Origin of the sequence: Caballeronia sp. GAWG1-5s-s (assembly GCF_023631445.1) — a bacterium.
Classification (GTDB): Bacteria; Pseudomonadota; Gammaproteobacteria; order Burkholderiales; family Burkholderiaceae; genus Caballeronia.
In genome coordinates, this window is the sequence record NZ_JALQDC010000003.1 from 83,002 (window position 1) to 95,672 (window position 12,671).

Here is a 12,671-nt window from a genome sequence, read left to right on the forward strand (position 1 = left end):
TTGCCATGAAAATCGAAGCACGCAGCGCGGTGTTCGCGCTGCTCGACGATTGCGACGCGACCGCCGAAAGGCGGTCGAGTCGTTTGTACGCGGACTTTTCGCACGAACATGTGTGCGAGGACGGGCGCGAACTCGATGCGGTCTGCGCCGCCATCGAACGCGATCTGACAAGCGGACTGCATGCAGTCGTCGTCGCGGATTACGAGTTCGGGCGCAACCTTCAGTTCGGCAGCATCGGACGCGGCGGCGATCACGTGCTGCGTGTGCTTATGTTCCGCTCGTGCGCGCTGCTGTCACGCGATGAGGCGAGCGAATGGCTCGCGTCGCAGGATGCGGAAAGCGCCGAGCCCTCGGTCGCGGGCGTCGGCGGCATCGAGCCGAGCATCACCCGCGACGAATTCGATCACGCGATTGCTGCCATCAAGCACGCGCTAGAAGAAGGCGAATCGTATCAGGTCAACTACACGTTCCGGCTGAACTTCGATGTGTTCGGCTCGCCGCTCGCGCTGTATCGACGGCTGCGGGAGCGGCAGCCGGTCAGGTACGGCGCTTTGATCGCGTTGCCGGACGGACGCGCGGTCGTGTCGTGTTCGCCGGAGCTTTTTGTCGAGAAGCATGGCGACGTGCTGCGCGCAAAGCCGATGAAAGGCACCGCGCCGCGCGACTCGGACCCCGCCGCGCTGCGCTGCGACCCGAAGAATCGCGCGGAAAACGTGATGATCGTCGACTTGCTGCGCAATGATCTTTCGCGTGTCGCGGCGACGGGCTCTGTGCATGTGCCGGCGCTTTTTTCCGTGGAGCCGTATGCGTCGGTCTGGCAGATGACGTCGACGGTCGAGGCGCGCGTATCGCCGGACACGTCGTTCGCCGCGATCGTGCGGGCGCTCTTTCCGTGCGGGTCGATCACCGGCGCGCCGAAGTACCGCACGATGCAACTCATCGATCAGATCGAAAGCACGCCGCGCGGGCTTTATACCGGTGCGATCGGCTGGCTCGATCAACGCGGCGATTTCTGCCTCTCGGTCGCCATTCGCACGCTGGTGATCGACGCTGATCAGAAGCGCGGCGTGCTCGGCATCGGCGCGGGCATCGTGCTGGATAGCATTGCAGAGAGCGAGTACGAGGAGTGTCTTCTCAAGGCGCGCTTTCTGACCGGCGCGGACCCCGGTTTCGAACTCTTCGAGACGACGTACGCCACGCGCGACGAAGGCGTGCGCCACTACTCGCGTCATGTTGCGCGACTCGAAGCGAGCGCAGCGTATTTGGGCTTCCCCTTCGACAAGCGCGCTCTGGATGCCCAAGTCGCGCAGCAATGCGCGAGCTTCGAAGCGGGCAAGCCGTACAGATTGCGCATCGCGCTCGGCAAGAGCGGACGCCTCGCGCTGACGAGCGCGCCGCTCGCGCCGTTGTCGTCGGATACGGTGGGCGTGCTTCTCGCCGCAGACCGAGGCTTCGCGCCGCAGTCATCCGCCGATGTATTGCTTCGCCACAAAACGACGCGTCGCGCCGACTACGACCGCGCGTGGAAAGCCGCCGAAGCCGAAGGCGCGTTCGACATGCTGTTCACGAACGAGCGCGGCGAACTGACCGAGGGCGGCCGTTCGAGCGTGTTTGTGAAGCTGGACGGAAAGTGGTGGACGCCACCTTTGAGCGCCGGCGTGCTGCCGGGCGTCATGCGGGCGGTGCTGATGGAGGAACTCGGCGCGTCGGAACGCACGCTGACCGTGCGAGACATCGACCGCGCCGAAGGCTTGCTTCTCAGCAATGCGCTGCGCGGCGCGGTCGAGGCAAGGCTCAAACGCTAAGGGCGATCACCACTCCGCGACGCTGCCGTCCGCGTGACGCCACACCGGATTACGCCAGCGGTGCCCGACCTTCGCCATCTCGCGCACCTTCTCCTCATTGACCTCGATGCCGAGTCCCGGCCCTTGCGGAATCGACACCATGCCGTCGTCGTACTTGAAGACTTCCGGGTTCTTGATGTAGTCGAGCAGATCGTTGCCCGTGTTGTAGTGGATGCCGAGACTCTGTTCCTGGATGAACGCGTTGTAGCTCACGGCATCGATTTGCAGGCAGGTCGCGAGCGCGATCGGGCCGAGCGGGCAATGCAGCGCGAGCGCGACATCGTACGCTTCCGCCATCGACGCGATCTTGCGGCACTCCGTCAGCCCGCCCGCGTGCGACGCGTCCGGCTGGATGATATCGACATAGCCGCCCGCGAGAATGTGCTTGAAGTCCCAGCGCGAATAAAGCCGCTCGCCGAGCGCAATCGGCGTGCTCGTCTGATTGACGATATCGCGCAGCGCCTCGACGTTTTCGGAGAGCACCGGCTCCTCGATGAACATCAGCTTGAACGGATCGAGCTCTCTCGCCAGCACCTTCGCCATCGGCTTGTGCACGCGGCCATGAAAGTCCACGCCGATGCCCACGTTCGGGCCGACCGCCTCGCGCACGGCGCGCACGTTGTCGATCACGCCTTGCACCTTGTCGAACGTGTCGATCATCTGCAGTTCTTCGGAGCCGTTCATCTTCACGGCCTTGAAGCCGCGTTCGACGACCGCGCGCGCGTTGTTCGCGACATCGCTCGGACGGTCGCCGCCGATCCACGAATACACCTTGATCTTGTCGCGCACCTGGCCGCCGAGCAGCGCGTGAATCGGCACGCCATGATGCTTGCCGAGAATGTCCCACAGCGCCTGATCGACGCCCGCGATCGCGCTCATGCCGATCGGGCCGCCGCGATAGAAGCCCGCGCGATACATCACTTGCCACAAGTCTTCGATATGGCGCGCGTCCTTGCCGATCAGATAGTCCGCGAGTTCGTCGACGGCGGCGGCCACCGTGTGCGCGCGGCCTTCGACGACGGGCTCGCCCCAGCCGGTAATGCCTTCGTCGGTTTCGATCTTGAGGAAGCACCAGCGCGGCGGAACGATAAAGGTTTCGAGTTTCGTGATTTTCATGTGAGCGTCTCCAGCAAGGGTCTCCATAGTAGCAAAAAGCAGCGCGTCTGGTCGTATTAATAGTACTATTGGCGGCAGGCGCGCTTTGGGCGTCGCACGTGTTCGAGCATAATCACGCTCGAATCAACGAGACCGACGAGGAGTGGATCATTCACCGCGATTTGCATGGCCGCGTGGCGCACGAACTGGGCATGGCCATTCTGCGAGGCGATTTCCCGCCCGGCTCGCCGTTGCCGCGCGAAGCGGATCTGATCGAACGCTTCGGCGTGAGCCGCACCGTGCTGCGCGAGGCGCTGCGCACGCTGACATCGAAAGGGCTCGTCGAATCACGGCCGAAGGTGGGCACGCGGGTGCGCCCGAAGGACGCGTGGAATCTGCTCGACGCCGACATGCTCGACTGGTACTCGCGCGTCGCGCCGCCCATGCTCTTTGCGCTGAAGCTCCAGGAAATGCGCGAGATGATCGAGCCGTATGCGGCCGCGCTCGCCGCCGGCAATCACGAGCCGAGCACGCTGGAACGGCTGGAACGCGCACATCGCGCGATGACGGAGGCGCGCAACGTCGACGAATGGGTCCGCGCCGACCTCGACTTTCACCTGTGCGTGCTGGCCGCGTGCAGCAACGAGTTGCTGGTGCCGCTGGGCGCGCTGATCGCGCGCACGCTCGAAGGCCAGTTGCGCCTGAATGCGAAGCGCGCCGACGTGTTCAATGCATCGCTCGCCGAACATACGGCCGTGTTCGACGCCATCGCCGCTCGCGACGCCGCTGCCGCGCGGCGCGCGATGGCGGATCTGCTCGGCGTGACACGCGACCGTATCGAAGGCTGACGGCAGGCGAAAAAAAACGCGCGGCGACAGAAGTCGCGGCGCGCTTGCCTTGTCGCTGAACCAGCGATCAGGAATGCTTTTCGATCAGCTCGACCTTGTAGCCGTCCGGATCTTCGACGAACGCGATCACCGTCTTGCCGCCCTTCACGGGACCGGCTTCGCGCGTGACCTTGCCGCCCGCTTCGCGGATGCGGTCGCACGCCTCGGCCGCATTATCCACTTCGAGCGCGATATGGCCGTAAGCCGTGCCCATCTCGTACTTCTCGACACCCCAGTTATACGTCAGTTCGAGCACGCTGTTCTCGCTCTCGTCGCCGTAGCCGACGAACGCGAGCGTGTACTTGTATTCCGGGTTCTCGCTCTGGCGCAGCACTTTCATGCCGAGAATGCGCGTATAGAAATCGATGGAACGCTGCAGGTCGCCGACGCGCAGCATCGTGTGGAGGAGTCGCATGGTGGGGGTCCTGTTGTGATGAACGGCGGCGCAAAGCCGCGATTGCGGGTATGCGAAATTGTACCGTTCGGCCAGAACGCGTGCTTACAGCGTCGGCAGCAGGTCCGGCGGATGGTGCTTCAACGTATGCCGCGCCTCGCGAAACTCCGGGAAGATGGATTCGACGGTACGCCAGAAACGCGGACTGTGGTTCATCTCGCGCAAGTGCGCAAGCTCATGCGCGACCACGTAATCGATGATCGACAACGGGAAATGAATGAGCCGCCAGTTGAGGCGAATCTTGCCGTCGCTCGAACAACTGCCCCAGCGCGTCGCCGCTGACGACAACGCATACGCGCGAAACTCGACGCCGAGCTTCTGCGCATACACCGCGAGCCGCTCGCCGAAGATGCGCTTCGCTTCGCTTTGCAGCCAGCTTTGCACGCGGTCCTTGATCTGCTGCGCGTCGGCGAGCGCGGGCAGGGCGAGCGCCAGCACGTTGGTCTCGGCATCGAAGGACAGCGCGCTCGCGGCCGCGTTCAGCGACACGCGAATCGTCTTGCCGAGAAACGGAAACTCTGCGCCGTCCTTCCATTCGATGCGCGGCAGCGCGCGTTCCTCGACGCGCGTTTGCCATTCGGCCAGCTTGCGCAAAATCCAGCTTTGCTTGTCGACGATGGCGCTTTCGATATCCGCGATCGTCACCCAGCGCGGCGCGGTGATCGTGAGCCCGGTCGCGTCGATGCAGAAGCCGATGGTGCGCCGCGCCGAGCGTTTGAAGCGGTAGTCCAGCGCCCGCGCGCCGAGCACGATGCGCCGCAGCCGCACGCCTTCGGGCAGCGGCACCGGCTTGGCAGTCGGCTCTGAAGAGGGAAGCTCGCCGCGCAGCGGCGCGGGCGCGGCGGCGGGCGCATGCTCGAACGGAAGATCGAGTTGCAGTGTATCGAGCGCGACGGCGGGGCGCTGTCGCGAGGGAGTCTTCTGCATCGGCTCGGCTTTGCGCTCGCGGCGCAGGAATGACGACAGGAACGAATAAGGCACGCCGCGGCTCTGACTTTCGAGTGCGAGGCCGCGTCAGCGGCCCGCGCCCGCAGCGCCGGCTCGATGCGGCTCATTGCCCGGCGCGGCATAAGCGAGCGGATCGATACGGCGCATCTCCGTTTCGATCCAGCTCTCGACGCGCGCATTCACTTCTTCGGGCGAGAGTCCGGCGGTATCGATGGGCTTGCCGATCGACACCGTGACTATACCCGGATATTTCATGAACGAATTGCGCGGCCAGACGTGCCCGGCGTTATGCGCAATCGGCACGACAGGCGCGCCCGTGGCCACGGCGAAGCGCGCGCCGCCCGTCTTGTACTTGCCTTGCGCGCCGACGCGCGTGCGCGTGCCTTCCGGAAACATGATGACCCACGCGCCTTCGTCCATGCGCGCGCGGCCTTGGCGCGTCACCGAGGCGAATGCGTCGCGGCCCTGCGAACGGTCGATGTGCACCATCTTCAGGAGACCGAGCGCCCAGCCGAAAAACGGCACGTACAGCAACTCGCGCTTGAACACATAGCAGAGCGGGCGCGGCATCAGCGCCGGAAAGGCGAGCGTTTCCCATGCGGATTGATGCTTCGACAGCAGCACGGCGGGGCCATTCGGCAGGTTCTCCATGCCTTCTATCCTGTAGCGAATGCCGACGAGATACCGCAGCACGACGATCGTCGACTTGCACCAGCCCGCCGCCATCCAGTAGCGGTTGTGCGCGCGCATGAACGGAAACGCGATGAAGCAGGCGGTCGCGTACGGAACCGTATACACGACGAAGTACAGCATCAGCAGCAAAGAACGGATGAAGCGCATGAAGCCCCGAGAGTGCGTGACGAAAAGCGGTCAGTCGTGGTGCCGCGCGAGAAAGTCGAGCGCGAACGCGCGCAGGTCCTTGTGAACCTGCGTGCCCTCGGGCAAGTTGCCTTGCGCGAGCGTTTTTTCGCCCTTGCCGGTCAGCACGAGATGCACCGGAAAGCCGAGCGCCGCGCCTGCCTGAAGATCGCGCAGCGCGTCGCCGACAACAGGCGTGTCTTCCGGATCGATCTCGAAACGGTCGATGATCTGCTGCAGCATGCCGGGCTTCGGCTTTCTGCAATCGCACTGGTCTTCGGCCGTATGCGGACAGAAGAAGATCGCGTCGATGCGTCCGCCCACTGCCGCCGCCGCGCGGTTCATCTTCTGATGCATGGCGTTAAGCGCGGCCATGTCGAACAGACCGCGCCCGATGCCCGACTGGTTCGACGCAATCGCCACGCGGTAGCCCGCCTGATTCAGTCGCGCGATGGCTTCGAGACTGCCGGGAATGGCAACCCATTCGTCCGGCGACTTGATGAACGCGTCCGAATCGACGTTGATGACGCCGTCGCGGTCCAGAATCACGAGTCGTCTGTTCATGACTTACGCCGCGAGCTTGGAGATGTCGGCCACGCAGTTCATCTGCTGATGCAGCGCGCCGAGCAGGGCGAGGCGATTGTTTCTGAGCGCCGCGTCTTCCGCGTTCACCATCACGTCGTTGAAGAACGTATCGACGCTCTCGCGCAGCGCGGCAAGCGCGCTCAACGCTTCGGTGTAGTTGCGCGCGGCGAGCTGGCTTTGCACGCGCGGCGTCACGCTCTGAATCTGCGCGTACAGATTCTTCTCGGCCGGCTCCACGAGCAACTCAGGATTCACCGACGAAGGCGCGCCTTGCTCAGACTTCCTGAGGATGTTCGTGATGCGCTTGTTGGCCGCCGCGAGCGATGCCGCTTCCGGCAGCGCCGCGAATTCGCGCACGGCATCAAGACGCGCGACGATATCGTCGAGACGCGTCGGGTTCAGGCTAAGAACGGCCTCGATGTCGTTCGCTTCGAAGCCGCGTTCGCGCAAGAGGCCACGCAGACGATCCAGGAAGAACGCATACACGGCTTCCGTCGAATCCGCGACTTGCGGCATGCCGGCGAACTGGCGCTGCGCGGCGGCGACGAGATCGCGCAGGTCGACCGGCAGCTTCTTTTCGAGCAGGATGCGCAGCACGCCGAGCGCATGACGGCGCAGCGCGAACGGATCCTTCTCGCCCGTCGGCGCGAGACCGATGCCCCAGATGCCGACGATGGTTTCGAGCTTGTCCGCCAGCGCGACCGCCGAGCCCACGCCCGTGGACGGCGTGTCGTCGCCGGAGAAGCGCGGCTGATAGTGCTCCGAGCACGCGAGCGCGACTTCTTCCGGCTCGCCGTCGTGGCGTGCGTAGTAGGTGCCCATCGTGCCTTGCAACTCGGGGAATTCGCCGACCATGTCGGTGAGCAAGTCGGCCTTTGCAAGACGCGCGGCGCGGCGCGTGAGCGCGGCATCGACGCCGATCATCGGCGCGATTTCGCCCGCGAGCGCTTCGAGACGCTGCACGCGTTCGAGCGTCGAGCCGAGCTTGTTGTGATAGACCACGTTCGCAAGCAGCGGCACGCGCTCTTCGAGGCGCTTCTTCTTGTCCTGCGTGAAGAAGAACTTCGCATCCGCGAGACGCGGACGCACCACGCGCTCGTTGCCTTCGATAATCTCGGCGGGCGTTTGCGTATCGATATTGGACACGATCAGGAAACGCGAGCGCAGCTTGCCGTTCTGGTCCGTGAGCGCGAAATACTTCTGGTTCGTCTGCATCGTGAGGATCAGACATTCCTGCGGCACTTGCAGGAACTCCTCGTCGAAGCGGCACTGATACACCACCGGCCATTCGACGAGCGCGTTCACTTCGTCGAGCAGCGACTCCGGCATCACGACGCGGTCTTCGCCCGCGAACGCCTGCAATTGCGTGCGGATGGATTCGCGGCGGTCATCGAAATTCGCGACGACATGCGCCTTCGTGCGCAGCGTTTCCGAGTAGTCGTCGGCGCTCGGAATCGCGACGAAGCCCTGCGACAGAAAGCGATGGCCGATGGTCGTATCGCCCGCATCGACGCCGAGCGCGCTCACCGGCACGACGTTGCGGCCGTGCATGGCGACAAGGCGCTGCACCGGACGCACGAATTGCACGTTGGTGCCGTCCGGACGCTGATACGTCATGACCTTCGGGATCGGCAGCTTGGTGAGCGTTTCGTCGAGCGCGGCTTGCAGGCCGTCGGCGAGCGTCGCGCCGGGCGCGGCGTAGCGCAGGAAGAACGCCTCGGCCTTGCCGTCCTGCGCGCGTTCGAGTTCGGCGAGCGGAAAGTCGGGAAAGCCGAGCGCGGCGAGTTTCTTCGCGAGCGGCGGCGTGGGGTTGCCTTCCTTGTCGAGCGCGACCGAGACCGGCAGCACTTTTTCGCGGACCTGCTTCTCGGGCGCGACATCGCGCACGTTGCGGATCAACACGGCGAGGCGGCGCGGCGTCGCGTACTGTTCGAACGATACGGCGCCTTCGATCAGATCGCGGGCGGCGAGCCGCTCGACGATGCCTTCGGCGAACGCGGTGCCGAGACGCGCGAGGGCTTTCGGCGGAAGTTCTTCGGTGAGCAGCTCGACGAGCAGGGAAGCGTGATTGGATTGCGTCATTGTTCTGTCTTGCCTCGTCAAACCTGATCGTTGTTGCGCGTTTCGCCCGGCGGCGCGCTTTCCACCTTCAGCGGCGGCGCCCAGGCCGGACGCGCGGCTTCCTGCTGATCGGTGACGAGCTCCGCGGCGGCGTGCACCGGATTGCCGAGCATCGGGAAGCCGAGACTTTCGCGGGAATCGTAGTAAGCCTGCGCCACGAGACGCGAGAGCGCCCGAATGCGGCCGATATACGCCGCGCGCTCGGTCACGGAAATCGCGCCGCGCGAATCGAGCAGATTGAACGTATGGCCTGCCTTTAGCACGAGTTCATAGGCAGGCAGCGCGAGCTTCGCCTCGATCATCTTCTTCGCTTCGGCTTCGTAGCTGTTAAAGAAGTTGAAGAGCAGATCGACGTTCGCGTGCTCGAAGTTGTAGGTGGACTGCTCGACTTCGTTCTGGTGATAGACGTCGCCGTAAGTCAGGCGACGCAGCACCTTGCCGCTCGGGCCGTCTTCTTCCCACTCGGTCCAGACGAGGTCGTACACGTTCTCCACTTTCTGCAGATACATGGCGAGGCGTTCCAGACCATACGTGATCTCGCCGAGCACCGGCTTGCAGTCGAGGCCGCCTACCTGCTGGAAGTACGTGAACTGCGTCACTTCCATGCCGTTGAGCCACACTTCCCAGCCGAGTCCCCATGCGCCGAGCGTCGGGTTCTCCCAGTCGTCCTCGACGAAGCGCACGTCGTTCTGCTTCAGATCGAAACCGAGTGCTTCGAGCGAACCGAGATACAGGTCGAGGATGTTCTCAGGCGCGGGCTTGAGCACGACCTGATACTGATAGTAGTGCTGCAGGCGGTTGGGGTTCTCGCCGTAACGGCCGTCCTTCGGGCGGCGCGACGGCTGCACGTAGGCCGCGCGCCACGGCTCCGGACCGATCGCGCGCAGGAAGGTGTGCACGTGCGAGGTGCCCGCGCCGACTTCCATGTCGATGGGCTGGAGAAGCGCGCAGCCCTTGTCGTTCCAATAGGACTGCAGCGTCAGGATGATTTGCTGAAAGGTGAGCATGGTTGCCTTTGATACGGACCGGGCGCGCGCCGAAAAACGCGCGGCTCCGAGGCTCGGCCGAAGTGCTAAAACCTTGAATTTTAGCTGGAACGCGGGACCGGCGGGACTTTTTGGGAAGGAGGGCGCTTGACCGCGCTGCGCGCCTGTGCGCTGTTGCAGCCCGTATTGCGCGCAAAAGCAGCGTTGCGATACACGCGTCAGACCCGACGCTTCTTCCCCGGCGCAAACGCAAACCCGACCGCCAGCAACAGCAGCGACACGACGATCACCGTCGCATTACCGCTCGTCACATACGGCGTGCGTCCCGACGTGCCCTGCACGCGCGCTTCGAGCACGCCGGTCGTGAACGTCGGCAGGCGCGACACGACATCGCCGTTTGCCGCGATCACCGCCGTCATGCCCGTGTTCGTCGCCCGCAGCGTCGGCCGGCCGGTTTCGATCGAACGCATGCGCGCGATTTGCAAATGCTGATCGAGCGCGATCGTGTTGCCGAACCACGCCAGATTCGTCGAGTTGACGAGAATGCCCGCGGGCGTTTCCTGTTCGCGCAGCGTGCGCGCGATCTCTTCGCCGAAGATGTCCTCGTAGCAAACATCGACGGCGACCGGCTGGTTATGCACGAAGAACGGCTTCTGCGTGACTGGACCGCGCGCGAGATCGCCGAGCGGAATGCCCATCAGGTTCACGAACCAGTGAAAGCCGAGCGGCACGAATTCGCCGAACGGCACGAGATGATGCTTGTCGTAGCGATACACATCGTTCACGCCCGGCGTGATGCCGAAGAGGCTGTTCGTGAAATCGGTCGGGCGTCCGTCCGGCTGAATCGTGACGCCGATCGCGCCGAAGAGAATCGACGAATTCGTGCTGTCCGCGAAACTGCGGATCACGCTCGCGAACGCCGGCGGCACCTGAACAGCCAGCACGGGCAGCGCGGTCTCCGGCGTGACGATCAGATCGGCCGGCTTCTCGGTGATGAGCCGCTTGTAAAGCGCGAGCGATTCGTCGACGCCCGCCTGCTCGAACTTCATCTCCTGCTTCACATTGCCTTGAAGCAGACGCACGTCGAGCGGTGCGTTGGCAGGCGTCGTCCATTGCGCGAGCGAGAGCAGCATGCCGGCGACGATTAGCGCAAGCGCCGTCAATGCGGGCGCCAACGCGCGCCGCCGCATCCCGCGAAACGCGACCACCGCCTGAACGATGCATGCAGCCACGAGCGCGAGCACCCACGCGACGCCGTACACGCCGGCAATCGCGCCGAAGCCGGCAAGCGGGCCGTCCACTTGCGCATAGCCGCTCGCGAGCCACGGAAAGCCGGTGAACACGAGTCCGCGCAGCCATTCGCCGAGCGCCCAGGCGCTTGCGAACGCAAACGCGCCGTGCCAGGTGGGCGTGTAGCGCGGCGATGCGTCGATCTCGCGGGCGGTGGCAGCGTCTTCATCGCCGAAGCGGGCGCGTCCCGCGACGAGCGACCAGACGAGGCTCGACAACGCCGGATACACCGCGAGATACAGCGAAAACAGCGCGACCGCGGCGGCGGCGAGCGGCGCGGCCATGCCGCCATAGTCGTGCATGCTCACGTACAGCCACCAGACGCCCGTGACGAAGTTGCCGAAGCCGAAGGCCCAGCCGGTTGCCGCCGCGCTTTTCCAGCCGCTCGTGCGCGACAGCCACGAAAAGAAGCACGCGAAGATGACGAGTTCGATCCAGCCGCCGTGGGGTGTCGGCGCGAACGACAGCGTGTTCGCCGCGCCGAGCACGGCGGCGACGAGGTAATGCCAGAACGGGAGCGCGCGCGGCGCAGCGGAAGCTGTGACGTCGCGTTGACGCGACAGGGAGCGAAACGGTGAATCGGCCATAAATTGCTAGGTCGCCGGTGGCGAAATGATATTTCTTGAAGCGCGTGGCGGCGCGCGCGCCGCCGATCAGTCGCGCAGCTCGCTCTCGTCGTCGCCGGGCTGACGCGGCTGCTGCGTGAGATTGGGCACGCGCCGCACGAGCAGCACGTGAACCTGGCGGGCGTCGCCGCGAAGAATCTCGAACACGAAGTCGTCGATGCGCACCTTCTCGCCGCGATGCGGCACGCGCCCGAACCGGTGCGTGACGAGCCCGCCGATGGTGTCGACTTCCTCGTCGGAGAAGTCGGTGCCGAATTCTTCGTTGAACTGTTGAATGCCCGTCAGCGCGCGCACGCGGAACTTGCCGTCCGGCGACGCGATGATATTGCCGGTTTCCTCGTCGAAGTCGTATTCGTCCTCGATGTCGCCGACGATCTGTTCCAGCACGTCCTCGATGGTGATGAGGCCCGCGACGCCGCCGTATTCATCGACGACGATCGCAATGTGGTTGCGGTTCACGCGGAAGTCGTGCAGCAGCACGTTGAGGCGCTTGGACTCGGGGATGAACACGGCGGGGCGCAGCATGCCGCGCACGTCGAACTCTTCTTCGGCGTAATAGCGCAGCAGGTCTTTCGCGAGCAGCACGCCGATGACGTTGTCGCGGTTGCCCTCGTACACCGGATAGCGCGAGTGCGCTTTTTCCAGCACAAAGGGAATGAATTCGGCGGGCGTTTCCGCGATGTTGATGGCGTCCATCTGGGCGCGCGGAATCATGATGTCGCGCGCGCAGAGATCGGACACCTGAAAGACGCCTTCGATCATCGAAAGCGAATCGGCATCGAGCAGGTTGCGCTCGTGCGCATCCTGGAGCACTTCGAGAAGCTCGTCGCGCGACTCGGGTTCGTGCGAGATGAAATCGGTCAGACGCTCGAGCAGCGAGCGTTTTTCCTGCGGTTTGTCGGCGTGGCGTCGACTGGGATAGGGTTCGTTCATAGCGGAGCGCCCGGGAAGACCCGGGCGCGAATTAACAGAAACTT

11 protein-coding genes are annotated in these 12,671 nt (G+C 64.4%); 2 read left to right on the plus strand and 9 right to left on the minus strand.

Annotated elements, in window-relative coordinates; all coding sequences use genetic code 11:
• Nucleotides 1–5: 5 nt before the first annotated feature.
• Complete coding sequence (gene pabB, locus NCR34_RS02850) at nucleotides 6–1,805, plus strand: aminodeoxychorismate synthase component I (protein ID WP_248321247.1); 1,800 nt, start codon at nucleotides 6–8, stop codon at nucleotides 1,803–1,805.
• Nucleotides 1,806–1,811: 6 nt separating this feature from the next.
• Here pabB and dgoD read toward each other — a convergent pair whose 3' ends face one another.
• The gene (gene dgoD / locus NCR34_RS02855) at nucleotides 1,812–2,960 is read right to left on the minus strand and encodes a galactonate dehydratase (RefSeq protein ID WP_248321249.1); all 1,149 of its coding nucleotides are present in this window, start codon (nucleotides 2,958–2,960) and stop codon (nucleotides 1,812–1,814) included.
• A 98-nt stretch (nucleotides 2,961–3,058) separates the two neighbouring features.
• Between dgoD and NCR34_RS02860 the strand changes: the two genes are divergently transcribed.
• Nucleotides 3,059–3,787 carry a FadR/GntR family transcriptional regulator gene (locus NCR34_RS02860; protein ID WP_371747373.1) on the plus strand — a complete coding sequence of 243 codons (729 nt, stop codon included), beginning with the start codon at nucleotides 3,059–3,061 and terminating at the stop codon, nucleotides 3,785–3,787.
• Nucleotides 3,788–3,854: 67 nt separating this feature from the next.
• On the opposite strand, the gene gloA is transcribed toward NCR34_RS02860, so the two are convergent.
• The 8 genes from gloA to NCR34_RS02900 all read right to left on the minus strand — a co-directional run bounded on the left by gloA (nucleotide 3,855) and on the right by NCR34_RS02900 (nucleotide 12,627).
• Entirely contained in the window at nucleotides 3,855–4,241 is a 387-nt protein-coding gene (gene gloA, locus NCR34_RS02865) for a lactoylglutathione lyase (protein WP_175939508.1), read from the minus strand.
• 84 nt (nucleotides 4,242–4,325) lie between these two features.
• On the minus strand, nucleotides 4,326–5,207 hold the full coding sequence (locus NCR34_RS02870) for a M48 family metallopeptidase (protein WP_248321251.1): 882 nt from the start codon (nucleotides 5,205–5,207) through the stop codon (nucleotides 4,326–4,328).
• An 87-nt stretch (nucleotides 5,208–5,294) separates the two neighbouring features.
• On the minus strand, nucleotides 5,295–6,068 hold the full coding sequence (locus NCR34_RS02875) for a lysophospholipid acyltransferase family protein (RefSeq protein WP_248321252.1): 774 nt from the start codon (nucleotides 6,066–6,068) through the stop codon (nucleotides 5,295–5,297).
• Between the two features lie 30 nt (nucleotides 6,069–6,098).
• Nucleotides 6,099–6,650, minus strand: a complete 552-nt coding sequence (gene gmhB / locus NCR34_RS02880) for a D-glycero-beta-D-manno-heptose 1,7-bisphosphate 7-phosphatase (RefSeq protein WP_159835296.1) — start codon at nucleotides 6,648–6,650, stop codon at nucleotides 6,099–6,101.
• Nucleotides 6,651–6,653: 3 nt separating this feature from the next.
• The gene (glyS, locus tag NCR34_RS02885; RefSeq protein WP_250499031.1) at nucleotides 6,654–8,753 is read right to left on the minus strand and encodes a glycine--tRNA ligase subunit beta; all 2,100 of its coding nucleotides are present in this window, start codon (nucleotides 8,751–8,753) and stop codon (nucleotides 6,654–6,656) included.
• A 17-nt stretch (nucleotides 8,754–8,770) separates the two neighbouring features.
• Nucleotides 8,771–9,799, minus strand: coding sequence for a glycine--tRNA ligase subunit alpha (gene glyQ / locus NCR34_RS02890; protein ID WP_248321255.1), 1,029 nt, complete (start codon nucleotides 9,797–9,799; stop codon nucleotides 8,771–8,773).
• 197 nt (nucleotides 9,800–9,996) lie between these two features.
• Entirely contained in the window at nucleotides 9,997–11,655 is a 1,659-nt protein-coding gene (lnt, locus tag NCR34_RS02895) for an apolipoprotein N-acyltransferase (RefSeq protein ID WP_248321258.1), read from the minus strand.
• A gap of 66 nt (nucleotides 11,656–11,721) precedes the next feature.
• Nucleotides 11,722–12,627: a CorC family transporter gene (locus NCR34_RS02900; RefSeq protein WP_175939516.1), complete on the minus strand. Its 906-nt coding sequence runs from the start codon at nucleotides 12,625–12,627 to the stop codon at nucleotides 11,722–11,724.
• Nucleotides 12,628–12,671: the final 44 nt, after the last annotated feature.

Excerpts from the sequence above, each read along its gene's own strand:
- dgoD (WP_248321249.1), bottom strand. The coding sequence starts at position 2,960 with ATGAAAATCACGAAACTCGAAACCTTTATCGTTCCGCCGCGCTGGTGC.
- gmhB (WP_159835296.1), bottom strand. The coding sequence starts at position 6,650 with ATGAACAGACGACTCGTGATTCTGGACCGCGACGGCGTCATCAACGTC.
- glyQ (WP_248321255.1), bottom strand. The coding sequence starts at position 9,799 with ATGCTCACCTTTCAGCAAATCATCCTGACGCTGCAGTCCTATTGGAAC.
- NCR34_RS02875 (WP_248321252.1), bottom strand. The coding sequence starts at position 6,068 with ATGCGCTTCATCCGTTCTTTGCTGCTGATGCTGTACTTCGTCGTGTAT.
- pabB (WP_248321247.1), top strand. The coding sequence starts at position 6 with ATGAAAATCGAAGCACGCAGCGCGGTGTTCGCGCTGCTCGACGATTGC.
- lnt (WP_248321258.1), bottom strand. The coding sequence starts at position 11,655 with ATGGCCGATTCACCGTTTCGCTCCCTGTCGCGTCAACGCGACGTCACA.
- NCR34_RS02900 (WP_175939516.1), bottom strand. The coding sequence starts at position 12,627 with ATGAACGAACCCTATCCCAGTCGACGCCACGCCGACAAACCGCAGGAA.
- gloA (WP_175939508.1), bottom strand. The coding sequence starts at position 4,241 with ATGCGACTCCTCCACACGATGCTGCGCGTCGGCGACCTGCAGCGTTCC.
- glyS (WP_250499031.1), bottom strand. The coding sequence starts at position 8,753 with ATGACGCAATCCAATCACGCTTCCCTGCTCGTCGAGCTGCTCACCGAA.
- NCR34_RS02870 (WP_248321251.1), bottom strand. The coding sequence starts at position 5,207 with ATGCAGAAGACTCCCTCGCGACAGCGCCCCGCCGTCGCGCTCGATACA.